The organism is Enterobacter sp. KB-280D8 (genome assembly GCF_041399405.1).
Lineage (GTDB): Bacteria > Pseudomonadota > Gammaproteobacteria > Enterobacterales > Enterobacteriaceae > Enterobacter > Enterobacter cloacae_N.
Genome location: NZ_JBGKEC010000005.1, coordinates 133,447 through 158,846, shown reverse-complemented (window position 1 = coordinate 158,846; position 25,400 = coordinate 133,447). Strand labels below are relative to the sequence as shown.

The window sequence follows — 25,400 nt, the reverse complement described above, 5'->3', positions numbered from 1 at the left end:
TTCAGAGTCATTTGTCATGAAAGAAGTCGAAAAGAACGAAATTAAACGCCTGAGCGACCGTCTGGATCTGATCCGTCACCAGATGGCTGGCCTGTCGCTGGTCGATTCCGCCGAGAAGTACGCCGAGCTGGAGAAAGAGACCGCGAAGCTGGAAGCTGAAATCGAGCGCCTGCGCGAAGTGAAAGGCCAGAAGCTGAGCAAAGAAGCGCAGAAGCTGATGAACATGCCGCACCGCCGCGCGATCACCAAAAAAGAACAGGCTGACATGGGTAAGCTGAAGAAAAGCGTCCGTGGCCTGGTGGTGGTGCACCCGATGACCGAGCTTGGCCGCGAAATGGGCCTGAAAGAGATGACGGGCTTTTGTAAGACCGCGTTCTGATACCTTCCCCCTCACCCTCTCCCCAAAGGGGCGAGGGGACTGTACGGTGCTGTTTTCTCCCTCTCCCCGTGGGAGAGGGCCGGGGTGAGGGCAGCAGGCCACACTCCCGCTTCAAATTGGCCCAACCAATCCCCCTTTACTTTCTTCCCTGGTTCACAATTCCATTATTTCCGCTCACAAAACCATTGCTAGCTCATAACATCTGGTTAACCATTCATTGTCATTAACCCTACAACACAATATTGGCAGGACCACTTTTACACAGTTTGTGATGCAGAGATGAGCGGAGACTCACCCGCAGCGCAGGCTGTCTGGTCCCCAGGAGACCTGCATGAGCCTCTGGCAACAAAACTACGACCCGGCCGGAAATATCTGGCTGTCGAGCCTGATCGCATCGCTTCCGATCCTGTTCTTCTTCTTTGCGCTGATTAAGCTCAAGCTGAAGGGCTACCTCGCCGCGACGTACACCGTTGCCATCGCCCTGCTGGTGGCGCTGTTCTTCTATAAAATGCCGATCGATCGCGCGCTGGCCTCCGTCGTCTACGGTTTCTTCTACGGCCTGTGGCCGATTGCGTGGATCATCATCGCGGCGGTCTTTGTCTATAAAATCTCGGTGAAAACCGGGCAGTTCGACATTATCCGCTCGTCGATTCTCTCCATCACGCCAGACCAGCGTTTACAGATGCTGATTGTCGGCTTCTCCTTCGGGGCGTTCCTGGAAGGTGCTGCCGGATTTGGCGCGCCGGTGGCGATTACCGCCGCGCTGCTGGTCGGCCTGGGCTTTAACCCGCTATATGCCGCGGGCCTGTGCCTGATTGTGAACACCGCCCCGGTGGCCTTTGGCGCGATGGGGATCCCGATTTTGGTGGCCGGACAGGTGACCGGGCTGGACAGCTTCGAGATTGGCCAGATGGTAGGCCGCCAGCTGCCGTTCCTGACTATTATCGTGCTGTTCTGGATCATGGCGATTATGGACGGCTGGCGCGGCGTGAAGGAGACCTGGCCTGCGGTGATGGTGGCGGGAGGTTCGTTCGCGATTGCCCAGTACCTCAGCTCGAACTTCCTCGGACCGGAACTGCCGGACATTATCTCTTCGCTGGTATCGCTGGTCTGTCTGACGCTGTTCCTGAAACGCTGGCAGCCAGTGCGCATCTTCCGCTTTGCCGACATGGGCGCGTCGCATGTGGATCAGACCCTCGCCCGCACGGGCTATACCGCAGGACAGATCGTTCGCGCCTGGTCACCGTTCCTGTTCCTGACCGCAACGGTAACGTTGTGGAGCATTCCGCCGTTTAAAGCGCTGTTCGCTCCCGGCGGCGCGCTGTACGACATGGTGATTAACATCTCCGTGCCGTTCCTCGACAAGATGGTCGCCCGTATGCCGCCGGTGGTGCATGCCGCCACGCCGTATGCCGCGGTCTATAAATTCGACTGGTTCTCCGCCACCGGTACCGCCATCCTGTTTGCGGCACTCCTTTCCGTTGTATGGCTGCGCATGAAACCAGCCGCCGCGGTACAGACCTTTGCGGCGACCATTAAAGAGCTGATGCTGCCGATCTACTCCATCGGCATGGTGCTGGCGTTCGCGTTTATCTCGAACTACTCCGGCCTGTCGTCGACGCTGGCGTTAGCGCTGGCCCACACCGGACACGCGTTCACCTTTTTCTCGCCGTTCCTCGGCTGGCTGGGGGTGTTCCTGACGGGTTCAGATACCTCGTCTAACGCCCTGTTTGCTGCCCTGCAGGCAACGGCGGCCCAGCAGATTGGCGTGTCGGACATCCTGCTGGTGGCCGCGAATACCACCGGCGGCGTAACCGGCAAAATGATCTCTCCACAATCCATCGCCATTGCCTGTGCGGCGGTGGGACTGGTCGGTAAAGAGTCGGATCTGTTCCGCTTTACCGTGAAACACAGCCTGATATTTACCTGCATGGTGGGCGTGATCACCACCCTGCAGGCCTATGTCTTAACCTGGATGATCCCATGATAGTGATGCCCAGACGCCTGTCCGACGAGATTGCCTCTCGCGTGCGGGCGCTGATTGAAGAACAACAGCTGGAAGCGGGCATGAAGTTGCCCGCCGAGCGCCAGCTTGCCGCCCAGCTTGGCGTATCGCGTAACTCACTGCGCGAGGCGCTGGCCACGCTGGTCAGCGAAGGGGTGCTGGTGAGCCGTCGCGGCGGTGGCACCTTTGTGCGCTGGCAGCATGACGACTGGTCCGAGCAAAACATCGTGCAGCCGCTGAAGACGCTGATGGAAAACGACCCGGACTACAGCTTCGACATCCTTGAAGCGCGTCACGCCATCGAAACCAGTACCGCCTGGCACGCGGCGATGCGGGCAACCGAGGCCGACAAAGAGAAGCTCAAAGCCTGCTTTGAGGCCACGCAAAGCAGCGATCCGGATATCGCCTCCCAGGCAGACGTCCGTTTTCACCTGGCGATTGCCGAGGCATCGCATAACGTGGTTCTGCTCCAGACCATGCGCGGGTTCTTCGATCTGCTGCAATCCTCCGTCAAGCAGAGCCGCCAGCGCATGTATCTGGTTCCGCCGGTCTTTGCTCAGTTGACCGAACAGCATGAAGCCGTGCTCAACGCCATTCTGGCCGGTGATGCCGAGGCCGCGCGCAAAGCAATGATGGCGCATCTCGGCTTCGTACACACCACCATTAAACGATTCGATGAAGACCAGGCCCGACAGGCGCGTATTACCCGTCTGCCTGGCGACAGTGATATTTCCAGGGAGAACAAAGCATGATTATTTCAGCAGCCAGTGACTATCGCGCCGCGGCGCAGCGCATTTTGCCCCCGTTCCTGTTCCACTACATCGACGGCGGGGCCTATGCCGAATATACCCTGCGCCGCAACGTGGAAGATCTCTCGGAGGTGGCTCTGCGCCAGCGCGTGCTGAAGAATATGTCTGACCTGAGCCTGGAGACGAAGCTGTTTAACGAAACGCTCTCCATGCCCGTGGCGCTCGCGCCTGTAGGCTTATGCGGCATGTACGCCCGCCGTGGCGAAGTGCAGGCTGCTGCCGCGGCGGATGCCAAAGGCATTCCGTTTACCCTTTCCACCGTCTCAGTCTGCCCGATTGAAGAGGTCGCCCCGACCATCAAGCGCCCGATGTGGTTCCAGCTGTACGTCCTGCGCGATCGCGGCTTTATGCGTAACGCCCTTGAGCGTGCCAAAGCGGCAGGCTGCTCCACGCTGGTCTTTACCGTCGATATGCCGACGCCCGGCGCGCGCTATCGTGATGCCCACTCCGGCATGAGCGGCCCAAATGCTGCGCTCCGCCGCTACTGGCAGGCGGTTACCCACCCGCAGTGGGCGTGGGACGTCGGTCTTAACGGACGTCCGCACGATCTGGGCAATATCTCGGCGTACCTCGGTAAACCGACCGGGCTGGAGGATTACATCGGCTGGCTGGCAAACAACTTCGATCCGTCGATCTCCTGGAAAGACCTGGAGTGGATCCGCGAATTCTGGGACGGCCCGATGGTGATCAAAGGGATCCTCGATCCGGAAGATGCCCGCGACGCGGTGCGCTTCGGCGCGGACGGGATCGTGGTCTCTAACCACGGCGGACGCCAGCTCGACGGCGTGCTCTCTTCTGCCCGCGCGCTGCCGGCCATTGCCGATGCGGTGAAAGGCGATATTGCGATTCTGGCCGACAGCGGCATCCGCAACGGGCTGGACGTGGTGCGCATGATTGCCCTGGGCGCAGACAGCGTGCTGCTGGGCCGCGCGTACCTGTATGCGCTGGCCACCAGCGGCCAGGCCGGCGTGGCGAATCTGCTCAACCTGATCGAAAAAGAGATGAAGGTGGCGATGACGCTGACCGGCGCGAAGTCGATTAGTGAGATCAGCAAGGATTCGCTGGTGCAGGAGCTGAGTAAGCTGCCTGCGGCGCTGGCCCCTCTTTCGCAGGGAAACGCGGCCTGATTTTCATCCGTTACTATTTTTTCTCATGCGCCCGACTCCCCCCGGGCGCTTTTTTTGTCGAAAATAACACCTATGTAACATTCTGGATAAGAAAATTTGACACACCCCACCCGCCCGCAATTGTATAGACAAGCAAATACAAGAACACAAAAACAACATCACATCGGAGGGGAGCGTATGACGTATTCAGGTAAAGTGGATATTCAGCGGGTTATCGACGAGAGTCCCTTTTCAGGGTTTCACTGGCTTCTTATCGTGCTGGGCTTTCTGGTTCTGGCGATCGATGGCTTTGATACCGCAGCGATGGGCTACATCGCGCCTACGCTGTCGGCAGAATGGGGGATACACAAACAGGATCTGGGGCCGGTGCTGAGCGCGGCGCTGCTGGGGCTGTCGCTGGGCGCGCTGATTGCAGGCCCGGTGTCGGACCGGATGGGACGCAAGCGCGTGCTGGTCTTCTCGTGCCTGTTCTTCGGCCTGGCGAGCCTGGGCACGGCCTGGGCACAAAGCCTGAATACCCTGACGCTGTGGCGCTTTCTGACGGGTCTCGGGCTCGGCGCCGCAATGCCTAACGCCATCACGCTGATCTCCGAATTTGCCCCCCAGCGCTGTCGCGCCATGGCGATTAATACCATGTACTGCGGCTTCCCTCTGGGTGCGGCAGGCGGCGGTGCGATCTCTTCCTGGCTTATCCCCCATCACGGCTGGCGAAGCGTGCTGCTGACCGGCGCGATTGCTCCGCTGATTTTAACGCTGCTGCTGGCGCTGCTGTTGCCGGAATCGGTGAAGTTTCTGGTGCAGCGCGGGAAAGACGTTATGCAGGTCCGCCGCATCGCCAGCCGGTTCAGCCGCAGCACGCTGGAGAGCGTCACGGGCTTTTTCCTGGCGGAGGAGAAAGTTGCGTCTAAAAAAGGGAGCGTGGGGCAGCTGTTTTCCATGCCCTGGCTGCCCGGCACCCTGATGCTGTGGGTGACCTATTTTATGGGGCTGGTCATTTACTACGTCCTGCTGAGCTGGATGCCAACGCTGATGCAGGGGATGGGTTATGCGCTGGCGGAATCCGCCTGGCTCACCTCGCTGTTCACGTTCGGGGGTACCGCAGGCATTCTGCTCGCGGGCTGGATGATGGACCGCTGGGAGGCGCACAAGGTGGTCGCTGGAGGATTTGTCCTGACAATGGGATTGATCCTGTTACTCGGCCTTGAGCATAACCATATCGCCCTGTTTGGCGGGCTGATTTTCCTGATGGGGATCGCCATGAACGGCGCGCAGTCGGGCATGCAAACCCTCGCGGCCACCTTTTACCCTACCGAGTGCCGCGCGACGGGCATCGCCTGGATGCAGGGGATTGGCCGCTTTGGCGGGGTGGCGGGCACCATGACCAGCGCCCAGCTTCTTTCTATGCAGTGGCAGGCAGACAGTATTTTAATGATCCTCAGCGTGCCCGCCCTGGTGGCCGCGGCGGCAACCGTCTACAAAATGCTGTACAGCCGCTCGCACGAACCCGGCGTCGCGTAGTTCCTCTCTTTTCTGCTATTCTGCCCCCGCAATTAAGGGGGCAGCATGCTTAACATCGTTTTATTCGAACCAGAAATTCCGCCAAATACCGGCAATATCATCCGCCTGTGCGCAAACACCGGTTTTCGCCTGCATATCATCGAGCCGATGGGCTTTACGTGGGACGACAAACGTCTGCGCCGCGCGGGGCTGGATTACCATGAATTTACCGCCGTGGTTCGCCATCACGATTACGCCGCGTTTCTGGAAGCGGAGAAGCCGCAGCGCATGTTCGCCCTGACCACCAAAGGCACGCCAGCGCACAGCGCCGTGTGCTATCAGGAAGGTGACTATCTGATGTTTGGCCCGGAAACCCGCGGCCTGCCGGCCACGATTCTGGATGCTCTGCCCGCTGAGCAAAAAATCCGTATTCCGATGATGCCGGACAGCCGCAGCATGAACCTGTCAAACGCGGTGTCGGTGGTGGTGTATGAAGCCTGGCGCCAGCTGGGTTATCCCGGCGCCATTTTAAGAAGTTAAATGCCGTCACCATACTCGAAGGTATGGTGAATGCCGTTGAAGTGCTGATCCATATCCATCGACGGCTTATCGCTGTCAGGCTTACCGACGATGCGCGCCGGTACGCCAGCGGCAGTGGTGTGCGGCGGCACGGGCTGGAGCACAACCGACCCGGCGCCAATCTTCGCACCGCGCCCGACTTCAATATTGCCGAGAATTTTAGCGCCCGCGCCAATCATCACCCCTTCACGAATTTTCGGGTGGCGATCGCCGCTGGTTTTACCGGTACCGCCCAGAGTAACCGACTGCAGGATCGAGACATCATCTTCAATCACCGCCGTTTCACCCACCACAATGCCGGTGGCGTGGTCGAGCATGATCCCGCGGCCAATCTTCGCCGCCGGGTGAATATCGACCTGGAACGTCACGGAGACCTGGTTTTGCAGGAAGATCGCCAGCGCGCGGCGGCCTTCATTCCATAACCAGTGGCCGATGCGGTAAGCCTGCAGGGCGTGGAAGCCTTTCAGGTACAGCAGCGGCGTGGAGTATTTATCGACCGCCGGGTCACGGGTGCGCACGGCCTGGATATCGCAGGCGGCAGAGGCGATCATTTCCGGGTCAGCGGCGTAAGCCTCTTCCACCACTTCACGGATGGCGATAGCCGGCATGATGGAGGAAGCCAGCTTATTGGCGAGCATGTAGCTCAGCGCGCTGCCGAGATTTTCGTGCTTGAGTAACGTCGCGTGGTAAAAACTGGCCAGCATTGGCTCACAGTCGGCCAGCGCCCGAGCTTCGGCTTTAATATTATTCCAGACGATATCCAGTTCTTCACACGGCATTGCTAACTCCAGACGATAGTATAATGACCAGCCAGTTCTGCGCTGGCTGGGTCATTCAGGTGACAACGGTTCCGACTAGTTACTGCTGCGCTCGTCCTTGCGCGCACGGCCTAATAAGGTCAATGCTGCCTCGCGCGCATTTTTTCCGCAATACAATACCTGATAAATTTCCTCGGTTATTGGCATTTCGACACCAAACCGGTGCGCCAACTCGCGAACTTCTTTGGTATTGCGGTAGCCTTCCACCACCTGTCCAATCTTCTCCTGCGCGCTTTTTACATCGCTGCCCTGTCCGAGCATCATGCCAAAGCGGCGGTTACGAGACTGGTTGTCGGTACAGGTCAGCACCAGGTCGCCCAGGCCCGCCATTCCCATAAAGGTGGCCGGATCGGCGCCCAGCGCTTCGCCCAGACGGGACATTTCGGTTAAGCCGCGGGTAATCAACGCCGTACGCGCGTTGGCACCAAAACCAATGCCGTCTGACATCCCGGCGCCAATCGCAATCACGTTCTTCACCGCGCCGCCCAGTTGCACGCCGATAAAATCGGGGTTGCTGTAGACGCGGAAGCTCTTGCCGCAGTGCAGCAGTTGCTGAAGATCGTCGGAGAAAGCCTGGTCAGTGGATGCCAGCGAGATCGCCGTCGGCAGGCCCGCAGCCAGCTCTTTGGCAAAGGTCGGGCCAGAGATGACCGCAAGCGGGATCTCATCACCCAGCGCTTCGCGGGCAACGTCCTGCAGCAGGCGTCCGGTCTCCGCTTCCAGCCCTTTGGTTGCCCAGACAATACGCGCATCCGGGCGCATCAGCGGCTTAATCTGATGCAGCACGTCGCCAAAGACATGGCTCGGGACCACAATCAGAATGTTGCGGCTGGCCGCCAGCGCGGTCGCCAGATCGCTTTCCAGGTGCAGAGAGTCAGGGAACGGAACGTCCGGGAGAAACGCCACATTGCAACGGTCGCGCTGCAGCGTGGCGATATGTTTTGGATCGTGGCCCCACAGGACCACATCGTGACCATTTCTTGCCAGCGTGATGGCAAGAGCGGTGCCGTATGAGCCGGCACCGATCACAGTCATTGACGCATTAACAGTGCTCATCAGGCATCCTGATGTTGTTCGGCACCTTCGCCAGCCTGCTGCTGCAGATAGTTCATGAACAGCGCATCAAAGTTCACTGGCGCAAGGTTCAGTTGCGGGAATGTACCGCGAGAAACCAGGCTGGTGATACATTCACGGGCATACGGGAACAGGATGTTCGGGCAGTATGCACCCAGGCAATGCGCCATCTGGTTGCCTTCGATGCCGCCAATGGAGAAGATACCGCCCTGCTGTACTTCACACAGGAATGCAGTTTCTTCGCCCAGAGAGGCGGTCACGGTCACACGCAGTACGACTTCATACACGTCATCCGCCAGCTGGGTGGATGCGGTATCCAGATCAAGTTTAACCTCTGGCTGCCAATCTTTCTGGAAAACGTGCGGCGCATTTGGCGCTTCGAAAGAGACATCCTTGGTGTAGATACGCTGGATCTGGAAAGTCATTTCGGTGTTGTTTTGTTCTGACATGGAAATACCCTTTTTAATTGTCCTAACGTCTCTTAGCTCAGCAGCGGATCGAGTCCACCACGGGCGTCGAGCGCATACAAGTCATCACAGCCGCCAATGTGCTGCGCATCAATAAAAATCTGCGGAACCGTCGTACGACCACTACGTTGGATCATCTCTTCGCGTTTGATCGCGTCACCGTCGATAGGCAATTCCTGGAACGTGACGCCTTTGCTGCTCAGCAGCGCTTTCGCACGATGGCAGAACGGGCACGTCGCTTTGGTGTAGATCTCAATATTGGCCATGACTGAACTCCTTATTTACCGCGAACCAAAGGAAGATTTTCCCCGCTCCAGCCGGAAATACCTTCTTTCAGTACCGTTACGTTTTCGAAGCCCGCTTTATAAAGCGCGCTGGCAGATTCCTGCGCCTGCATACCGGTCGCATCCACAACAATAATGGGCTGAGCTTTGTGTTTCTCAAGCTCACCCACGTTGTTCGCTTTGATTTCAGCTGGCAACAGGTTGATTGCGCCGGCAATGTGACCTTTACGGAAATCGTCACGCTGACGCAGATCGACAACAACGGCGTCTTCTTTGTTAATCAGACGCGTCGCTTCACCACGGGTGATAACCTTAATCTTAGACGTCAGGCTCTTAAATGTGGTGAACAGTACAGCAGCCAGCAGGCCAATCCACGCGATGCTCAGAACCGGATGGCGGCTAACGAATTGCATAATTTCTTGCATGGAGGGTAACTACTCCCGACTAAGTGATAAAAAAACCAGGACAGGAGTATACCTGTGCGTTCTGGCAAATACAGCCAGCGACCATAACCTAATCCATTTTCTGCGGCATGCCACCTAAAAAAATGCCTCAAAATGGTCCGGTCAGCATCTTGCCCCCGCGCTTTCTTTGATCTTCTGCGGCTATTTGATCGATTCAGCTGTAGTAAAATTACGCAAATTTTGACTCTTGAGCATGAGGTTGTTGCAATGTCGGTTTCTAAAAAACCTATGGTACTGGTGATTCTGGATGGCTATGGCTACCGCGAAGACAGCCAGGATAACGCTATTTTCAACGCAAAAACCCCGGTAATGGATGCGCTGTGGGCAAAACGTCCGCATACCCTGATTGATGCATCCGGTCTGGAAGTCGGCCTGCCGGATCGCCAGATGGGCAACTCCGAAGTCGGTCACGTTAACCTGGGCGCAGGCCGTATCGTGTATCAGGACCTGACCCGTCTGGACGTCGAAATCAAAGAACGCACCTTCTTCGCGAACCCGGTTCTCTGCGGTGCGGTAGATAAAGCCGTTGCGGCAGGTAAAGCGGTGCACATCATGGGTCTGCTCTCCGCGGGCGGCGTGCACAGCCATGAAGATCACATCATGGCGATGGTTGAGCTGGCCGCTGAACGCGGTGCGGAAAAAATCTACCTGCACGCCTTCCTGGACGGTCGCGATACGCCACCGCGCAGCGCAGAAGGCTCCCTGAAAGCTTTCGAAGACAAATTCGCCGCGCTGGGCAAAGGCCGCGTGGCCTCCATCATTGGCCGTTACTACGCTATGGACCGCGACAACCGCTGGGATCGCGTTGAACAGGCCTATGACCTGATGACCCTGGCAAAAGGTGAGTTCCAGTTCGCGACCGCCGTTGAAGCCCTGGAAGCCGCATACGCGCGTGATGAAAACGATGAATTCGTGAAAGCGAGCGTGATCCGCGCTGAAGGCCAGGCCGATGCCGCGATGGAAGATGGCGACGCGCTGATCTTCATGAACTTCCGCGCTGACCGCGCGCGCGAAATCACCCGTGCGTTCGTCAACAGCGATTTCGACGGCTTTGCCCGTAAGAAAGTGGTGAACATCAACTTCATCCAGCTGACCGAATATGCGGCAGATATCAACGCGCCTTGCGCTTACCCACCTGCCTCGCTGGAAAATACCTTCGGCGAGTGGATGGCGAAGAATGACAAAACCCAGCTGCGTATCTCCGAAACTGAGAAGTATGCGCACGTGACCTTCTTCTTTAACGGCGGCGTTGAAGAGCCGTTTAAAGGCGAAGAGCGCATTCTGATCAACTCGCCGAAAGTGGCCACCTACGATCTGCAGCCAGAGATGAGCTCTGCCGAGCTGACTGAAAAACTGGTTGCGGCCATCGAAAGCGGTAAGTACGACACCATCATCTGTAACTACCCGAATGGTGACATGGTAGGCCATACCGGGGTGATGGAAGCGGCAGTGAAAGCGGTTGAAGCGCTGGACAATTGTGTTGAGCAGGTAGCAAAAGCGGTTGAATCTGTGGGCGGCCAGCTGTTGATCACCGCTGACCACGGTAACGCCGAGCAGATGCGCGACCCGGCAACCGGCCAGGCGCACACGGCCCATACCAACCTGCCTGTTCCGCTGATTTATGTAGGTGATAAATCACTGAAAGCAGTGGAAGGCGGCAAGCTTTCCGACATCGCGCCAACCATGTTGTCGCTGATGGGCATGCCGATCCCTGAAGAGATGACTGGTAAGCCGCTGTTCATCGTGGAATAATCGCTCCCCATGAGGGGAAAGGCGATTTTTTCAATCACATGGGTCGTGAAGCCGCTTAGGTTATCAGTCAGACCTCTGCTTTGCGCCAGCGCACTCAGCGCTGGCGTATTGCTGTGCGCCGCATCCGCCCACGCGGATGACCGCGACCAGCTGAAATCCATTCAGGCCGATATCGCCGCCAAAGAGCGTGCGGTACGCCAGCAGCAACAGCAGCGCTCCGCCCTGCTCGCCCAGCTTAAGCAGCAGGAAGAGGCCATCTCCGCTGCCGCACGTAAACTCCGTGAAACGCAAAACATCCTCGCCGAGTTGAACAAACAGATCGACGAGATGAACGCGTCGATTGCCAAACTGGAGCGCCAGCGTGATGCGCAGGAGCGCAACCTCGCGGCACAGCTGGATGCTGCATTCCGCCAGGGTGAACATACCGGACTCCAGCTGATCCTCAGCGGCGAAGAGAGCCAACGCGGCCAGCGCCTGCAGGCCTACTTCGGCTATCTCAACCAGGCGCGTCAGGAGACTATCGCGCAGCTGAAGCAGACGCGCGAAGAGGTCTCCACCCAAAAAGCGGAACTGGAAGAGAAGCAGAGCCAGCAACAGACGTTGCTCTACGAACAAAAAGCGCAGCAGGCGAAACTTGAGCAGGCCCGTAACGAGCGCAAGAAAACCCTGTCCGGTCTTGAGTCCTCCATTCAGGCAGGACAAAGCCAGCTGAGCGAAATGCGCGCCAACGAATCCAAACTGCGTAACAGCATCGCCCGTGCGGAAGCGGCGGCGAAAGCGCGCGCCGAAAAAGAGGCGCGCGAAGCGCAGGCGGTTCGCGACAAGCAGCAGGAAGCCTCCCGCAAAGGAACCACCTACAAGCCAAGCGAGAGCGAACGTTCCCTCATGTCGCGTACCGGTGGCCTGGGCTCCCCTCGCGGTCAGGCATACTGGCCCGTTCGCGGTTCTATTTTGCATCGCTATGGCGAACAGCTGCAGGGTGAGCTACGTTGGAAAGGGATCGTTATCGGTGCGTCTGAAGGTAGCGAAGTGAAAGCCATCGCCGATGGCCGCGTGATTCTGGCCGACTGGCTGCAGGGTTACGGGCTTGTGGTGGTGGTCGAGCACGGTAAAGGCGACATGAGTCTTTACGGCTACAACCAGAGCGCGCTGGTCAGCGTCGGCACGCAGGTGCGCGCCGGCCAACCCATCGCCCTTGTGGGCAGCAGTGGCGGTCAGGGCCGCCCGTCACTCTATTTCGAAATTCGTCGTCAGGGTCAGGCGGTCAATCCACAGCCGTGGTTGGGAAGATAAGTTTTGCTTCAGTTTCGTCGAATGATTCTCGCCGTCGTCAGCGCGCTGGCGCTGGCAGCACCAGCTTATGCAGGCAAACTCGCGATTGTGATTGATGACTTCGGTTATCGTCCGCATTATGAAAATCAGGTGCTGGCGATGCCGTCAGCCATCTCCGTCGCCGTCCTGCCCAATGCGCCACACGCGCACGAGATGGCTACCAAAGCCCACAACAGCGGTCATCAGGTGCTTATTCATCTGCCAATGGCCCCGCTCAGCAAGCAGCCGCTGGAAAAAGATACCCTGCGCCCGGATATGAGCAGCGATGAGATCGAGCGCATCATCCGTGACGCCTACAACAAAGTTCCGTATGCCGTAGGCCTGAACAACCATATGGGCAGCGCGATGACCTCCAGCCTGTATGGAATGCTGAAAGTGATGCAGGCGCTGGAGCGTTACAATCTCTACTTCCTCGACAGCATGACCATCGGCAACAGCCAGGCGATGCGGGCCGCTCAGGGGACGGGTGTAAAGGTCATTAAGCGTAAAGTCTTCCTGGACGACTCCCAGAATGAAGCGGATATCCGCGTGCAGTTTAACCGCGCGGTAGCGCTGGCGCGCCGTAACGGTTCGGCTATTGCCATTGGGCACCCGCATCCTTCAACGGTGCGCGTTCTACAGCAGATGTTGCCCTCCCTGCCTGCCGACATCACGCTGGTACGCCCGAGCGATCTGCTCAATGAACCGCAGGTAGACACGTCTCGTCCGGGTAGCGCTCAACCTCCGGCAACGCAGCCGCGCAATCCGTTCCGCGGCGTGAAGAACTGCACGCTGAAACAACCGCCTGAACCGGTGCATGCAACCCGCTTCTTCACGGTAATCAGCGAAAGTGTGAGTCAAAGTACGCTGGTGCAATACTTCCAGCACCAGTGGCAGGGATGGGGTAAGAAAGTCTCAGCGAACCACTCCCAGTGACAGGCGATTAAGGTAGAACAATGCCGCAACGACACAAAATTCTGCTCCTCGATACCGGTAAAGAGTGGGGAGGAGGCACCAACAGCATGCTCGAACTTCTGAAGCGCATTAACCGCGAGAAGTTCGATATTACCTGTTGTTTTTACAGCGACTACAGTCGGGCCGAAGGGCAAACCATCGGTCAGGTGCTGAACGGCATTGGCATTCCCTTAATTGTCATTCCCCAGCATAAACAGCCCGCATGGGCGAAAATCGCAAAAGAGCTGGGCCGCAGCCTGCTGTTTTTCTCCCGCAGCGCCCGGAAGGCGCTTACGCGCCATGTTGATACCCTCTGGCGCATTCGCCCTAACGTCCGCAAGATCGAGACGATTTTCCGGGAAGGCGGTTTCGATACGCTGTACATGAACAACCAGCCAGGCTCTAACGAAGAGGGTTACCTGGCGGGCGCGAAGCTGCATGCGCGGATAATTCAGCACTGCCGGATTGAACCGGTGCTGACGCCCCCGCTGGTAAAGCTGGTGAATGCCCATGCCACAAAAATCATCGCCGTTTCGCACGGCGTCGAGCGCGTGTTACTTCAGCATGGCGTCCGGCCCGGGCTGTGTACAACGGTGAACAATGCCATCGACATCCACCAGCCTTTGCCCGACCGACGCGCCATGCGTCATCGTCTGAACATTGATGACGACACCTTTGTGTTCGGCAGCATTGGATCGCTGATCCCCCGCAAGGCTAACCACCATACGCTGGCGGCGCTGGCGCAGTTCAACCAGCAGCATCCGCAGGCAAAATGGAAGATGGTGCTGGTCGGTGAAGGGGCTGAACGCGGCGCGCTGGCGGCACAGGCTGAAGCGCTGGGTATTGCTGGGCACGTGATTTTTACCGGTTTCCAGAACACGCCTTTTGACTACCTCGCTACCTTCGATGCGTTTATTCTGGCCTCGCAGAGCGAAGGTCTGCCCCGCGTCGTGCTGGAAGCAATGCTGCTGAACATCCCCGTCATTGGTTCAAAGGTGACCGGCACGGCAGAATTGATCGACCACGAGGCGACCGGGCTGCTTTTCCCGTGGAGCGATGTATCGAAACTTGCTCAACATCTGGATAATATCTGGCAGGATCCCGATCTGCGCGCCCGGCTCGCCGCGGCTGCGCATCAGAATGTCTGCAACGTGTATGCCATTGAAAGCTATGTTAACGGTGTCGAGGCCGTTCTTGGCGCGCAATAACCAAACGAGAACAACATGTTTAAATTCCTGAATGCTCGCTACCGCCACATCACCGGGCGACATAACATTCCGTACGCTTCCCTTCCGGTTACGCGCGATCTCGTTGCGGTGGACTCCATCGTGATCCCGTGTACGGGCGCGGATTTCGTTGAAGAAGCGTTGTTGTCAGCGACATTTGCAGAACGTTATGCCACCGACGTCAGCGAAATTGTTATCGTCAGCGATCAGCCTGAATCCGCTTTCGGCGAACTCCCGCCAAAGACCCGCGTCGTCACGCTTACCCTTCCGGTACGCGAGGAAAGTTACCGCTATAAGCAGATCTACCTCAGCCGTCTGGTGAAGCTGAACGCCCCGTTACAGGCGCGCGGTGAAGGCGTATTGATGATCGATTCCGATCTCAACCTGCTGAAAATGCCGGAAATTAACATGGCCGATATGCACATCTACTCCAGCTTCCGTCAGGGCAAAATGATTGCCAAGCTGGACGGTGCGCCAGCGGAGAAAGTGCCGGCGTATTACAAAGAGACGGTGCGCCCTTATCTGGTCGATCACGTTAACGGCGCGTTTCTTGCGGCCACCAAAAAGACCTGGCGCCGTATCTGCCCGCTGTGGCTGACGCTGTTCCAGGATACCTGGGAACTGATGGACGACACGCAGCCGCCAACCGATCAGCTGCCGCTCGCCGCGCTGCTGGACATGCTGGATTTAAAAACGGTTAATCTGGGCGACTGGATGAACTGGCCGGTGTCCAAGAAGATCGGCGGACAGGAAGCTGTTGTGCCGAAAGAGGTGATTGGCGCGCACGGTGGTTTCCCACTTTCCGAATGGCAGAAGTATCTTGAATCGCCAGATAATAAGCTGTTATTCAAAGGGCAGGACTACACCCGCAAGGTGCGTTACCTGACGGACGAAGAGAAAAAGAATCAGTAAAAAAGGGGCCGCTGGCCCCTTTTTGATTATTTATCCCAGCTCAGGATCACTTTTCCTGACTGACCGGAACGCATCGCGTCAAAGCCCTGCTGGAATTCGTCGATGGAGAAACGGTGCGTAATAATCGGTGATAGATCCAGACCGGACTGGATTAGCGCCGCCATCTTGTACCAGGTTTCGAACATCTCGCGGCCATAGATACCCTTGATGAACAGCCCCTTGAAGATGACTTTGTTCCAGTCGATGGACATATCCGACGGCGGAATACCCAGCATCGCGATACGCCCACCGTGGTTCATGGTGTCCAGCATGGTGCGAAACGCCGGTGGCGCGCCGGACATCTCCAGACCCACGTCAAAGCCTTCGGTCATGCCCAGCTCTTCCATCACGTCGGTCAGGCTCTCTTTAGAGACATCCACCGCGCGGGTCACGCCCATTTTACGTGCCAGCGACAGACGGTATTCGTTCACGTCGGTGATGACCACGTTGCGCGCGCCCACGTGCTTCGCCACGGCTGCCGCCATGATGCCGATTGGGCCCGCGCCGGAGACCAGCACGTCTTCGCCCACCAGGTCGAAGGAGAGAGCGGTATGCACCGCGTTGCCGAACGGGTCGAAGATAGAGGCCAGATCGTCAGAAATATTGTCCGGGATTTTGAACGCGTTAAAGGCCGGAATCACCAGGTATTCCGCGAAGCAGCCCGGACGGTTAACGCCCACGCCGACGGTGTTACGGCACAGGTGCGTACGTCCACCGCGGCAGTTACGGCAGTGGCCGCAGGTAATATGGCCTTCGCCGGAAACGCGATCGCCAATCTTGAAGCCTTTTACTTCCTGGCCGATGCCGACCACTTCACCCACATATTCGTGGCCGACAACCATCGGGACAGGAATAGTTTTCTGCGACCACTGGTCCCAGTTGTAGATGTGAACGTCAGTACCGCAGATGGCGGTTTTACGAATTTTGATCAGCAGATCGTTATGACCGACTTCCGGCTCCGGCACGTCGGTCATCCAAATCCCTTCTTCCGCTTTCAGTTTGGATAACGCTTTCATCACACGTCCTCAGGCAATTACGCCCAGCTGTTTACCGATGCGGGTAAAGGCTTCCACCGCACGTTCAATTTGTTCAGGCGTATGCGCCGCGGACATCTGGGTGCGGATACGCGCCTGACCTTTTGGCACCACCGGGAAGAAGAACCCGGTGACGTAAATCCCCTCTTTCTGCAGCTCGCGGGCAAACTTCTGCGCGACGACCGCATCACCCAGCATCACCGGGATAATGGCGTGATCGGCACCGGCCAGGGTAAACCCTGCAGCGCTCATTTTTTCACGGAACAGACGGGCGTTGGACCACAGGCGGTCGCGCAGTTCGGCACCGGACTCCACCATCTCCAGCACTTTGATGGAGGCGGCCACAATCGCCGGCGCAAGAGAGTTGGAGAACAGGTACGGTCGAGAGCGCTGGCGCAGCCACTCAACCACCTCTTTGCGCGCAGCCGTGTAACCGCCGGACGCGCCGCCGAGCGCTTTGCCCAGCGTGCCGGTGATGATGTCCACGCGGCCCATCACGTCGCAGTATTCGTGGGAACCACGGCCGTTTTCGCCGACAAAGCCGACCGCGTGAGAGTCATCGACCATTACCAGCGCGTCGTATTTATCCGCCAGGTCGCACACGCCCTTCAGGTTGGCGATCACGCCGTCCATCGAGAACACGCCGTCGGTGGCGATCAGCACATGACGAGCCCCCGCTTCACGGGCCTCTTTCAGGCGCGCTTCCAGCTCGACCATGTCGTTGTTGGCGTAGCGGAAGCGCTTCGCTTTGCACAGACGTACGCCGTCGATGATGGAGGCGTGGTTCAGGGCGTCGGAGATAATCGCATCTTCTGCGCCGAGCAGGGTCTCAAACAGACCGCCGTTGGCGTCGAAGCAGGAGGAGTACAGAATCGCGTCTTCCATTCCGAGGAAGCTCGCCAGCTTTTGCTCAAGCTGCTTGTGGCTGTCCTGCGTACCGCAGATAAAGCGTACGGAGGCCATGCCGAAACCGTGGGTATCCATGCCGTTTTTCGCCGCGGCAATCAGCTCAGGGTGATTCGCAAGACCTAAGTAGTTGTTCGCACAAAAGTTGATCACATGGCTGCCGTCGGCAACGGTGATGTCCGCCTGCTGAGCAGACGTGATAATACGCTCTTCCTTGAACAACCCTTCCGCACGTGCGGTGTCGAGGTCGCTGTTTAACTGTTTGTAAAAATCACCACGCATTGCAATTCTCCAGACTCGGCAAATTTCGGCACATATTACCCAAACCTATAGTTCATGACGAGATGACGCAGTATCTCTTCTCGTTTTTGCAGCATAAATCACGTGTAACCCTGCTGCATATCGGTGAATGGCTGAAGGGTCGCCATACTAATGATATGATATGAACATTAGCGTCCGGGATTGGCCCCGGGCTCCACACTTCAAAGGTTACAGTTATGATCATCGTTACCGGCGGCGCGGGCTTTATCGGCAGCAATATTATCAAGGCCCTCAATGACAAAGGCATCACCGACATCCTGGTGGTGGACAACCTGAAAGACGGCACCAAGTTCGTTAACCTGGTGGATCTGAACATCGCTGACTACATGGATAAAGAAGACTTCCTTATCCAGATTATGGCAGGTGAAGAGTTCGGCGAGATCGAAGCCATCTTCCACGAAGGTGCGTGCTCATCCACCACAGAGTGGGACGGCAAGTACATGATGGACAACAACTATCAGTACTCCAAAGAGCTTCTGCACTACTGCCTGGAGCGTGAAATTCCGTTCCTGTACGCCTCCTCGGCTGCAACCTATGGCGGTCGTACCTCGGACTTCATCGAGTCCCGCGAGTACGAGCAGCCGCTGAACGTCTACGGCTACTCCAAGTTCCTCTTCGACGAGTACGTGCGTCAGATCCTGCCTGAAGCGAACTCCCAGATCGTCGGCTTCCGCTACTTCAACGTCTACGGACCGCGCGAAGGCCACAAAGGCAGCATGGCGAGCGTGGCGTTCCACCTGAATACCCAGCTGAATAACGGCGAAAGCCCGAAACTGTTTGAAGGCAGCGACGGCTTCAAGCGCGACTTCGTTTACGTGGGCGACGTGGCAGCCGTGAACCTGTGGTTCTGGGAAAACGGCGTGTCCGGCATCTTCAACCTGGGCACAGGCCGCGCGGAATCCTTCCAGGCAGTGGCTGACGCGACGCTGGCGTACCACAAAAAAGGCAGCATCGAGTACATTCCGTTCCCGGACAAGCTGAAAGGCCGCTATCAGGCGTTCACGCAGGCAGACCTGACCAACCTGCGCGCCGCAGGCTACGACAAGCCGTTCAAGACCGTTGCCGAAGGCGTAACGGAATATATGGCCTGGCTGAACCGCGACGCATAAGTATGAAGATTCTGGTGATCGGCCCGTCCTGGGTGGGCGACATGATGATGTCGCAAAGTCTTTATCGCACGCTCAAGGCGCGTTATCCCCAGGCGATAATCGACGTGATGGCACCTGCATGGTGCCGTCCGCTGCTATCGCGCATGCCGGAAGTGAACGAGGCGATCCCGATGCCGCTTGGCCACGGGGCGCTGGAAATCGGCGAGCGCCGCAAGCTCGGCCACAGCCTGCGCGAGAAGCGCTACGATCGCGCGTACGTGCTGCCAAACTCCTTCAAATCCGCCCTGGTGCCTTTCTTTGCGGGTATCCCGCACCGTACCGGCTGGCGAGGTGAAATGCGCTACGGCCTGCTGAACGACGCCCGGGTGCTGGATAAAGAGGCCTGGCCGCTGATGGTGGAGCGCTACGTGGCGCTGGCCTACGACAAAGGCGTGATGCGCAGCGCGAAAGACCTGCCGCAGCCGCTGCTGTGGCCGCAGCTTCAGGTTAACGACGGGGAGAAATCCCACACCTGCAACGCGTTTGGCATTTCGTCTGAACGCCCGATGATTGGCTTCTGCCCTGGCGCGGAATTTGGTCCGGCAAAGCGCTGGCCGCACTACCACTACGCCGAACTGGCGAAACAGCTGATCGACGAAGGCTACCAGATTGTGCTGTTTGGCTCGGCGAAGGACCACGAGGCGGGCAACGAAATACTCGCCACGCTGAGCAATGAACAACAGGCCTGGTGCCGCAACCTGGCAGGAGAAACGCAGCTTGAACAGGCGGTTATCCTGATTGCCGCCTGTAAAGCCGTGGTCAGCAATGACTCTGGCCTGATGCACGTCGCCGCCGCACTGGACCGTCCGCTGGTCGCGCTGTATGGCCCAAGCAGCCCGGACTTCACCCCGCCCTTGTCGCACAAAGCGCGCGTCATCCGCCTGATCACCGGCTACCACAAGGTACGCAAGGGCGATGCCGCAGAAGGCTACCATCAGAGCCTGATCGATATTACCCCGCAGCGCGTTCTCGAAGAGCTCAACGAACTGCTGTTGAGCGAAGAAGGATAACGGATGCGGGTATTGATCGTTAAAACCTCCTCAATGGGCGATGTTCTGCATACGCTGCCGTCGCTGACGGACGCTATGCGGGCCATCCCCGGCATCCGTTTTGACTGGGTGGTGGAAGAAGGCTTCGCGCAGATCCCCACCTGGCATGAAGCGGTTGACCGCGTGATCCCGGTCGCGATTCGCCGCTGGCGCAAAGCGTGGTTCTCCGCGCCGATTAAAGCCGAGCGTAAAGCCTTCCGTGAAACGGTGCAGGCGCAGCGCTACGACGCAATCATCGACGCCCAGGGGCTGGTGAAAAGCGCCGCGCTGGTCACGCGTCTGGCGCACGGCGTAAAGCACGGCATGGACTGGCACACCGCCCGCGAACCGCTGGCGAGCCTCTTCTATAACCGCCGCCACCACATCGCAAAACAGCAGCACGCCGTGGAACGCACCCGCGAGCTGTTCGCAAAAAGCCTCGGCTATGCGAAACCGGAAACCCAGGGCGACTATGCCATTGCACAGCACTTTTTGCGCAATACAGATCCCTGTGCTCAGCCTTATCTTGTCTTCCTGCATGCCACAACGCGTGACGATAAGCACTGGCCGGAAACGCACTGGCGAAGGCTGATTGAACTAATGCAACCCTCCGGTATCCATATTAAACTCCCGTGGGGCGCTGAGCATGAACGGCAGCGTGCGGAGCGTCTGGCTGCAGGCTTTACCCACGTTGAGGTTTTACCCAAACTCACGCTGGCGCAGGTTGCCGCAGAGCTGGCAGGCGCTAACGCCGTTGTTTCCGTGGATACGGGTTTAAGCCATTTAACCGCGGCGCTGGATCGTCCAAATATCACCCTTTTTGGCCCGACTGATCCCGGCCTGATCGGGGGCTATGGCAAAAACCAGCATCAGATGGTCAGCCCGACTCAGCAAACGAAGGATATCAGCGCAGATGCGATTTTTTCATTTTTACAGGGCAGCCGTTGGCTTTCCAACAGGGATATTTAACCCATGAGTTACGTATTTCTGCTGATTTTACTCTTTCCGGTGAAGCTTCTCCGGAAGCTGTTTCGCAAGGAGACAGGTAAAAACCTGGTCATTCAAACAGCTAAAATCGGCGATTTTGTTAATGCAACGCCCCTCCTGGCCTGGCTGCAAAAAAGCGACGTGCTGATCAGTCGCAGCGTTGGCGCGCTGGCGAAGCATGATGAGACGATCGACGAGATTTTTTTTATCGAGCAGCAAAAGCGTAACCTGTGGCGAAAGCTTCGCTTTGCCTGCAGGATTATGAACCGCTATGACAACGTATACCTGTTGCAGCCTAACAGCGTGAATCTCTTTTTCGCCTCCGTGTGCAATGCCAAAAACAAACAATTTTTAAGCACTTACACGCGCAGGTGGTATCACGGGATTTTCTATACAACGGCCGATGGTACCGTTGAACACGGCAGAAAAACGCTGTCCGTAACGAACTATCTTAAGCTGGCCGATCGCGCTCTGACCTGGCGAGATTCGCCAAAGCACGCCACAAAGCCACTTTTTAAACCCGCGACTTATCCGGCGATCCTTGATAAACCGGGCGCGATCCGCATTGGCATCAGTATCGCCGCCGGGAATAAGGCGAAAACCGTTCCGCCGGTTATCTGGAAGCAAATTGCCGATCGTCTCGCCGACCTGCCCTGCGAGTTTTATGTCTTTGGCGCCCCGAATGAACAGTCGTGGATGGACGACATCATCCGCGCTTATGGTGAACTGCCCAACTTTATTAATCTGATTGGCAAGCTCTCGCTGGAAGAGCTTCCGTGGGCCATTTCTAAAATGGATTGCTATATCGCGTCCGACTCGGGGAATGTCTATATCGCCGATGCGGTGGGTGTGCCGGTCGTCTTACTGTTCGGACCGTGCTGCCACTATGAGCAACGCCCGCTTGGCAACGTGTTGCTGATTGGTAATGATGACAACATTTGCTCGTATGTTTTTGAAACACGATATTACTTCTCACAAAGCCGGGAAGAACTCTTCGCGGTAACAGACGAATCGCTGGACGAACTCAAACATTTCATTTGCGGACTGCCAACAGCAAATTCTGCCCTTGATGCGCAGGGAAACTAATTACTATGGCTTTTCTCAGCATCATTATTGCCGCACACAACGCTGAAGACACGCTTCACGCCACGCTGGAAAGCCTGCAAAACGCGATTGAGAATGCAGGCGATGAAGTCGAAGTCATTATCTTTAATGACAGTTCCGGTGATTCCACACAGAATATTATTGAGACGTGGTTGCCAAAGCTTCCGCATGCGCAATCCCATTACGTTGAGTACCGTAACGTAGGGCATGTTCGAAATAGCGCAGTCTCGCTGGCTTCGGGCGAATACATCACGATGCTGGATAGCGACGATCTGTTGAAGCCGGGTAGCGTCCGGGATGCCGTCGCCTTCCTGAAAGCAGAGCGTCCTGATATGTTGCTGACGCGCCTGCTGGAAATTCGCGATATGCGGAAAATTACCTCCGCCTGGCAGGGATTCACCCCCGTCTCATTGTCGCAAAGTGATGCAATAAAGCGTTTCTTACAGCACAAAGATTTTCAGGCGCACCTCATCGGGCAATTCGTACACCGCAGGCTGTACACAACCAATCCGATCCCTTCTATGGTCTGCTATGAAGATTTCGCGGTATTTCCCGGGATGCTGATGCAATCAAGTAAAATATTCTTTCAGCGTCAGGGACACTATTATTACATCAAACGCAGCGACAGTTTGTCGAGCCGTCTTGACGCCAGTAAAATCGCTACGCTGGTTGAATGCACATTACAGATGGAAAAAACATTCCCGCCATCATTTAAGCATCTTATTAATTGCCACTGGTTTGATATTTACAGTAATCACCGACAACACCTGACCGACCTGCAGCTCAAACTGGTTAAGCAGCGGGTGAATGCACTTTATTCTTTCTCTTTTTTCTTCTCCAGAGATGTACGTTTCAGCTACAAAAAAAGGGTTATTGAGGCATTATGGAAAAAGTAAAACTGCGGCTCTATCAGCTTGCACTGATTTTGAGCCTCATTTCGCTTGCGCTGGCGCTGCTGAGCTCAGGTAAACAACGAGAATTTTTCTACATCGCGGTTTATGCCAGCATTATCGGTTTAGCTTGCGAATATAAAAAAATTACGCTACGTCCCTTTTCTATCGCGCTGCCCATTTTGCTGATTGGGATACTCAATCTTGTCTGGTATATGGTGTATGAATATCATAGCGAAGGTTTAAACGCTTATAGCGATTATCTTGGTGCCAGTAAGAAGCTGATTTTAGCGAGTATTCTCGTTTTCTATCTTGATCGGTTTAAGTCTTACATCGATAAAGCATCCTTTCAGAAATATTTCTTATACGCCTCTGGCGCGGGGTTTGTACTTGCCACTGGCTATGGCTTATGGCAGGCATCGCAAGGTATGGGGCGTATCGAGATGGCCATAAATCGTGCGACCGTATCAGCCTATGTTTACTCTGTACTGTCACTGGCGTTTGTATACAGCCTTTACCTGCAAAAAAATATAAAGCTGTATGTTGCTGCAGGGCTCATCGTCTTAATATCTTATTTCGTCATTCTTTTAACTGGTACACGTGCCGCAATGGGGCTGTATTTGCTTCTGGCGATTGTGCTCACGCTCTACCACTTCAGAAGAATTCACCTAAAATCAACGCTGATTTTTTTATGTATCGTGGCGGGTGTAGTTATCGTTAGTTACAAGCCATTAATTTCACCTAAGATTATGCAAGCACAGGCTGAACTTGAGAAATATGAAAGTGGTGTTGACAGCACCTCACTTGGCTCTCGTTTTACCATGTGGAATGTAGGTATTCAGAACGGGCTTGCACATCCACTAGGGCAATCATTAGAAGAAAGGTATATCTGGACGCAGCATTATATTAATGATGGACATCCTAATCTAATTACTGCACTTGGCTATTTAAAGATACACCTACACAATGAATTTATCGAAAAATACTCTCTGCAAGGGCTTCCGGGTCTGGTGGTATTACTCTTTTTCTTCGTTTCGATAATCGCGTACGCGCTGAAGAACAGAAATGGCCTGCTGCTGACGACCATGCTACTTTTGTTGCTTTATGGCCTGACGGACGTCATTTTACTGAGCTCAGAAGCCCTAATCTTCTTTGTAACCCTGTTTGCGTTGAGCCCCCCTTTCTCGCAATCCAGGCACCCTCATTAAGCGATTATGCCCGCCTCGCGGGCATTATTTTTTCTTGTACTGATAAAACTCCGCCAGCGTCATCCCCACCGTTTTATCGGATAGCCAGCTAAAAAGCGCTTCTAAATCCTGATATAACCCTTCGATCGCCGCCTCATCTTTAAACGTGGGGCTTCCGCCAGGCATAAATTCAGACGAGTGAAGCATAAACTCCACGTAGTCATTTCCCTGAGACAAGCATTGCTGCGCGACCTGAATCATCTGCGGCGCATTTCCACCCGTCGGTCGTAGCCAGTTCACGGAGGGCGAACGGTATTTCCCGCGAAGACGATCGTACCCCTGTTTGATCGTGTTCAACCAGGCCGGATGTTTATACTGAATGCTCATCGGCACTTCCAGTAATGGGCTATTGCCCGCCCGGGAAATAGTATCTAAATCCATAAAATAGGCGTGGTCGGGGAAATGCTGATAATCCGTTCCGCCATTACCCTGCGGGGCACCTTTCGCGTTGCGCCAGTTCACGCGCGGCGTCACGGAGCAATCAACCTGGTAGCCCAGTTCAACGAGCAATTTTGCATAGCGGCTATCAAATGCCCAGCGCCCGGCGCGGTGGCTCAGCATTTTGGTCTGGAATGTCTCTTCCAGCAGACGGGTCATGAACAGCACTTTCTCACGCATCACCTCGTCTGAAAATTCAATCAGATACGGCTGCCAGCGCCAGTCATCTCCCGTGAGATCGTGCTCAGGCGGGCTATTCCATGCGTGAAGGTGCATTCCCACCTCCCCCTGCCTGCGAGCAATCACGTCCCTGGCGAACTCAATGAAAACGGGCTCAATTGCCATCTCATAGTTTGTCAGCCATACGGGCTTAAAACCAAAACGTTCACAAAGGGTCTGAAAGCGGGCCAGATAGCGCGCGTTTTCCGTTTTAATGACGCGGTGATTCTGCCAGAGATTATCGCCCTCAGTATCAATCGTGATGATAAACGCTGGTTTTTTCATAATGAGTCCGCATGACAGGGAAGTTAGCGCTATGTTACGCACTCACCAAAGCCTGAGTAAAGCCTCCCTGGGAAATTCCTGAGATTATGGAGAAAG

At 56.3% G+C, this 25,400-nt stretch carries 25 protein-coding genes; 17 read left to right on the top strand and 8 right to left on the bottom strand.

Translation table 11 applies throughout. The features are described 5' to 3' along the window. Window positions 1–16 precede the first annotated feature (16 nt). The 6 genes from AB8818_RS16085 to trmL all read left to right on the top strand — a co-directional run bounded on the left by AB8818_RS16085 (window position 17) and on the right by trmL (window position 6,357). Entirely contained in the window at window positions 17–379 is a 363-nt protein-coding gene (locus AB8818_RS16085) for a YibL family ribosome-associated protein (protein WP_008502724.1), read from the top strand. Between the two features lie 331 nt (window positions 380–710). Continuing rightward, window positions 711–2,366 (top strand): L-lactate permease, encoded by a 1,656-nt coding sequence (lldP, locus tag AB8818_RS16080; RefSeq protein ID WP_116343013.1) that lies wholly within the window; start codon window positions 711–713, stop codon window positions 2,364–2,366. Then, window positions 2,363–3,136, top strand: coding sequence for a transcriptional regulator LldR (gene lldR / locus AB8818_RS16075; protein ID WP_014882013.1), 774 nt, complete (start codon window positions 2,363–2,365; stop codon window positions 3,134–3,136). The genes lldP and lldR overlap by 4 nt, the downstream gene beginning before the upstream one ends. Next, window positions 3,133–4,320 (top strand): quinone-dependent L-lactate dehydrogenase, encoded by a 1,188-nt coding sequence (lldD, locus tag AB8818_RS16070; protein ID WP_006808631.1) that lies wholly within the window; start codon window positions 3,133–3,135, stop codon window positions 4,318–4,320. The genes lldR and lldD overlap by 4 nt, the downstream gene beginning before the upstream one ends. A gap of 177 nt (window positions 4,321–4,497) precedes the next feature. Next, a complete protein-coding gene (locus AB8818_RS16065) occupies window positions 4,498–5,838 on the top strand; it encodes an aromatic acid/H+ symport family MFS transporter (RefSeq protein ID WP_116343011.1) in 1,341 nt (446 codons plus the stop codon). 45 nt (window positions 5,839–5,883) lie between these two features. Further along, window positions 5,884–6,357 (top strand): tRNA (uridine(34)/cytosine(34)/5-carboxymethylaminomethyluridine(34)-2'-O)-methyltransferase TrmL, encoded by a 474-nt coding sequence (gene trmL / locus AB8818_RS16060; RefSeq protein WP_116343009.1) that lies wholly within the window; start codon window positions 5,884–5,886, stop codon window positions 6,355–6,357. Here trmL and cysE read toward each other — a convergent pair. The 5 genes from cysE to AB8818_RS16035 all read right to left on the bottom strand — a co-directional run bounded on the left by cysE (window position 6,354) and on the right by AB8818_RS16035 (window position 9,464). Beyond that, window positions 6,354–7,175, bottom strand: coding sequence for a serine O-acetyltransferase (gene cysE / locus AB8818_RS16055; RefSeq protein WP_008502718.1), 822 nt, complete (start codon window positions 7,173–7,175; stop codon window positions 6,354–6,356). The two genes, trmL and cysE, sit on opposite strands and share 4 nt — an antisense overlap. 75 nt (window positions 7,176–7,250) lie before the next feature. After that, window positions 7,251–8,270: an NAD(P)H-dependent glycerol-3-phosphate dehydrogenase gene (gene gpsA / locus AB8818_RS16050; protein ID WP_116343007.1), complete on the bottom strand. Its 1,020-nt coding sequence runs from the start codon at window positions 8,268–8,270 to the stop codon at window positions 7,251–7,253. After that, a complete protein-coding gene (gene secB, locus AB8818_RS16045; RefSeq protein WP_003860835.1) occupies window positions 8,270–8,737 on the bottom strand; it encodes a protein-export chaperone SecB in 468 nt (155 codons plus the stop codon). Before secB ends, gpsA begins: the two co-directional genes overlap by 1 nt. 32 nt (window positions 8,738–8,769) lie before the next feature. Next, window positions 8,770–9,021, bottom strand: coding sequence for a glutaredoxin 3 (gene grxC / locus AB8818_RS16040; protein WP_028015037.1), 252 nt, complete (start codon window positions 9,019–9,021; stop codon window positions 8,770–8,772). Window positions 9,022–9,032: 11 nt separating this feature from the next. Beyond that, a complete protein-coding gene (locus AB8818_RS16035; RefSeq protein WP_014882007.1) occupies window positions 9,033–9,464 on the bottom strand; it encodes a rhodanese-like domain-containing protein in 432 nt (143 codons plus the stop codon). A 246-nt stretch (window positions 9,465–9,710) separates the two neighbouring features. Between AB8818_RS16035 and gpmM the strand changes: the two genes are divergently transcribed. From gpmM to AB8818_RS16010, 5 genes are read left to right on the top strand one after another with little or no spacing between them, the layout of a single operon-like run. After that, a complete protein-coding gene (gene gpmM / locus AB8818_RS16030; protein ID WP_192984111.1) occupies window positions 9,711–11,255 on the top strand; it encodes a 2,3-bisphosphoglycerate-independent phosphoglycerate mutase in 1,545 nt (514 codons plus the stop codon). A gap of 33 nt (window positions 11,256–11,288) precedes the next feature. Beyond that, the gene (gene envC / locus AB8818_RS16025) at window positions 11,289–12,548 is read left to right on the top strand and encodes a murein hydrolase activator EnvC (protein ID WP_316387806.1); all 1,260 of its coding nucleotides are present in this window, start codon (window positions 11,289–11,291) and stop codon (window positions 12,546–12,548) included. Window positions 12,549–12,551: 3 nt separating this feature from the next. Beyond that, complete coding sequence (locus AB8818_RS16020; protein ID WP_116343001.1) at window positions 12,552–13,502, top strand: divergent polysaccharide deacetylase family protein; 951 nt, start codon at window positions 12,552–12,554, stop codon at window positions 13,500–13,502. Between the two features lie 20 nt (window positions 13,503–13,522). Continuing rightward, on the top strand, window positions 13,523–14,728 hold the full coding sequence (locus AB8818_RS16015; protein WP_192984116.1) for a glycosyltransferase: 1,206 nt from the start codon (window positions 13,523–13,525) through the stop codon (window positions 14,726–14,728). Between the two features lie 15 nt (window positions 14,729–14,743). Then, window positions 14,744–15,658 (top strand): hypothetical protein, encoded by a 915-nt coding sequence (locus AB8818_RS16010; RefSeq protein WP_116342997.1) that lies wholly within the window; start codon window positions 14,744–14,746, stop codon window positions 15,656–15,658. Window positions 15,659–15,684: 26 nt separating this feature from the next. Here AB8818_RS16010 and tdh read toward each other — a convergent pair whose 3' ends face one another. Both tdh and kbl read right to left on the bottom strand, forming a co-directional pair. Then, window positions 15,685–16,713 (bottom strand): L-threonine 3-dehydrogenase, encoded by a 1,029-nt coding sequence (tdh, locus tag AB8818_RS16005; protein WP_042717745.1) that lies wholly within the window; start codon window positions 16,711–16,713, stop codon window positions 15,685–15,687. 9 nt (window positions 16,714–16,722) lie between these two features. Next, on the bottom strand, window positions 16,723–17,919 hold the full coding sequence (kbl, locus tag AB8818_RS16000) for a glycine C-acetyltransferase (RefSeq protein WP_023309905.1): 1,197 nt from the start codon (window positions 17,917–17,919) through the stop codon (window positions 16,723–16,725). A 215-nt stretch (window positions 17,920–18,134) separates the two neighbouring features. Between kbl and rfaD the strand changes: the two genes are divergently transcribed. From rfaD to AB8818_RS15970, 6 genes are read left to right on the top strand one after another with little or no spacing between them, the layout of a single operon-like run. Next, on the top strand, window positions 18,135–19,067 hold the full coding sequence (gene rfaD, locus AB8818_RS15995; RefSeq protein ID WP_080329840.1) for an ADP-glyceromanno-heptose 6-epimerase: 933 nt from the start codon (window positions 18,135–18,137) through the stop codon (window positions 19,065–19,067). A 2-nt stretch (window positions 19,068–19,069) separates the two neighbouring features. After that, entirely contained in the window at window positions 19,070–20,116 is a 1,047-nt protein-coding gene (rfaF, locus tag AB8818_RS15990) for an ADP-heptose--LPS heptosyltransferase RfaF (protein WP_116342993.1), read from the top strand. Window positions 20,117–20,119: 3 nt separating this feature from the next. After that, on the top strand, window positions 20,120–21,103 hold the full coding sequence (rfaC, locus tag AB8818_RS15985) for a lipopolysaccharide heptosyltransferase RfaC (RefSeq protein WP_166709688.1): 984 nt from the start codon (window positions 20,120–20,122) through the stop codon (window positions 21,101–21,103). A 3-nt stretch (window positions 21,104–21,106) separates the two neighbouring features. After that, the gene (locus tag AB8818_RS15980) at window positions 21,107–22,207 is read left to right on the top strand and encodes a glycosyltransferase family 9 protein (RefSeq protein WP_116342989.1); all 1,101 of its coding nucleotides are present in this window, start codon (window positions 21,107–21,109) and stop codon (window positions 22,205–22,207) included. 5 nt (window positions 22,208–22,212) lie between these two features. Then, a complete protein-coding gene (locus tag AB8818_RS15975) occupies window positions 22,213–23,121 on the top strand; it encodes a glycosyltransferase family 2 protein (protein ID WP_116342987.1) in 909 nt (302 codons plus the stop codon). Further along, the gene (locus AB8818_RS15970) at window positions 23,109–24,323 is read left to right on the top strand and encodes an O-antigen ligase (protein WP_116342985.1); all 1,215 of its coding nucleotides are present in this window, start codon (window positions 23,109–23,111) and stop codon (window positions 24,321–24,323) included. The genes AB8818_RS15975 and AB8818_RS15970 overlap by 13 nt, the downstream gene beginning before the upstream one ends. 24 nt (window positions 24,324–24,347) lie before the next feature. On the opposite strand, the gene AB8818_RS15965 is transcribed toward AB8818_RS15970, so the two are convergent. Beyond that, complete coding sequence (locus tag AB8818_RS15965) at window positions 24,348–25,304, bottom strand: polysaccharide deacetylase family protein (protein ID WP_163330028.1); 957 nt, start codon at window positions 25,302–25,304, stop codon at window positions 24,348–24,350. Between the last annotated feature and the right edge of the window lie 96 nt (window positions 25,305–25,400).

Bases quoted from the DNA above. Each gene is read 5' to 3' on its own strand.
- AB8818_RS16085 (WP_008502724.1), top strand. From the start codon at position 17: ATGAAAGAAGTCGAAAAGAACGAAATTAAACGCCTGAGCGACCGTCTG.
- lldP (WP_116343013.1), top strand. From the start codon at position 711: ATGAGCCTCTGGCAACAAAACTACGACCCGGCCGGAAATATCTGGCTG.
- lldR (WP_014882013.1), top strand. From the start codon at position 2,363: ATGATAGTGATGCCCAGACGCCTGTCCGACGAGATTGCCTCTCGCGTG.
- lldD (WP_006808631.1), top strand. From the start codon at position 3,133: ATGATTATTTCAGCAGCCAGTGACTATCGCGCCGCGGCGCAGCGCATT.
- AB8818_RS16065 (WP_116343011.1), top strand. From the start codon at position 4,498: ATGACGTATTCAGGTAAAGTGGATATTCAGCGGGTTATCGACGAGAGT.
- trmL (WP_116343009.1), top strand. From the start codon at position 5,884: ATGCTTAACATCGTTTTATTCGAACCAGAAATTCCGCCAAATACCGGC.
- cysE (WP_008502718.1), bottom strand. From the start codon at position 7,175: ATGCCGTGTGAAGAACTGGATATCGTCTGGAATAATATTAAAGCCGAA.
- gpsA (WP_116343007.1), bottom strand. From the start codon at position 8,270: ATGAGCACTGTTAATGCGTCAATGACTGTGATCGGTGCCGGCTCATAC.
- secB (WP_003860835.1), bottom strand. From the start codon at position 8,737: ATGTCAGAACAAAACAACACCGAAATGACTTTCCAGATCCAGCGTATC.
- grxC (WP_028015037.1), bottom strand. From the start codon at position 9,021: ATGGCCAATATTGAGATCTACACCAAAGCGACGTGCCCGTTCTGCCAT.
- AB8818_RS16035 (WP_014882007.1), bottom strand. From the start codon at position 9,464: ATGCAAGAAATTATGCAATTCGTTAGCCGCCATCCGGTTCTGAGCATC.
- gpmM (WP_192984111.1), top strand. From the start codon at position 9,711: ATGTCGGTTTCTAAAAAACCTATGGTACTGGTGATTCTGGATGGCTAT.
- AB8818_RS16015 (WP_192984116.1), top strand. From the start codon at position 13,523: ATGCCGCAACGACACAAAATTCTGCTCCTCGATACCGGTAAAGAGTGG.
- AB8818_RS16010 (WP_116342997.1), top strand. From the start codon at position 14,744: ATGTTTAAATTCCTGAATGCTCGCTACCGCCACATCACCGGGCGACAT.
- tdh (WP_042717745.1), bottom strand. From the start codon at position 16,713: ATGAAAGCGTTATCCAAACTGAAAGCGGAAGAAGGGATTTGGATGACC.
- kbl (WP_023309905.1), bottom strand. From the start codon at position 17,919: ATGCGTGGTGATTTTTACAAACAGTTAAACAGCGACCTCGACACCGCA.
- rfaD (WP_080329840.1), top strand. From the start codon at position 18,135: ATGATCATCGTTACCGGCGGCGCGGGCTTTATCGGCAGCAATATTATC.
- rfaF (WP_116342993.1), top strand. From the start codon at position 19,070: ATGAAGATTCTGGTGATCGGCCCGTCCTGGGTGGGCGACATGATGATG.
- rfaC (WP_166709688.1), top strand. From the start codon at position 20,120: ATGCGGGTATTGATCGTTAAAACCTCCTCAATGGGCGATGTTCTGCAT.
- AB8818_RS15980 (WP_116342989.1), top strand. From the start codon at position 21,107: ATGAGTTACGTATTTCTGCTGATTTTACTCTTTCCGGTGAAGCTTCTC.
- AB8818_RS15975 (WP_116342987.1), top strand. From the start codon at position 22,213: ATGGCTTTTCTCAGCATCATTATTGCCGCACACAACGCTGAAGACACG.
- AB8818_RS15970 (WP_116342985.1), top strand. From the start codon at position 23,109: ATGGAAAAAGTAAAACTGCGGCTCTATCAGCTTGCACTGATTTTGAGC.
- AB8818_RS15965 (WP_163330028.1), bottom strand. From the start codon at position 25,304: ATGAAAAAACCAGCGTTTATCATCACGATTGATACTGAGGGCGATAAT.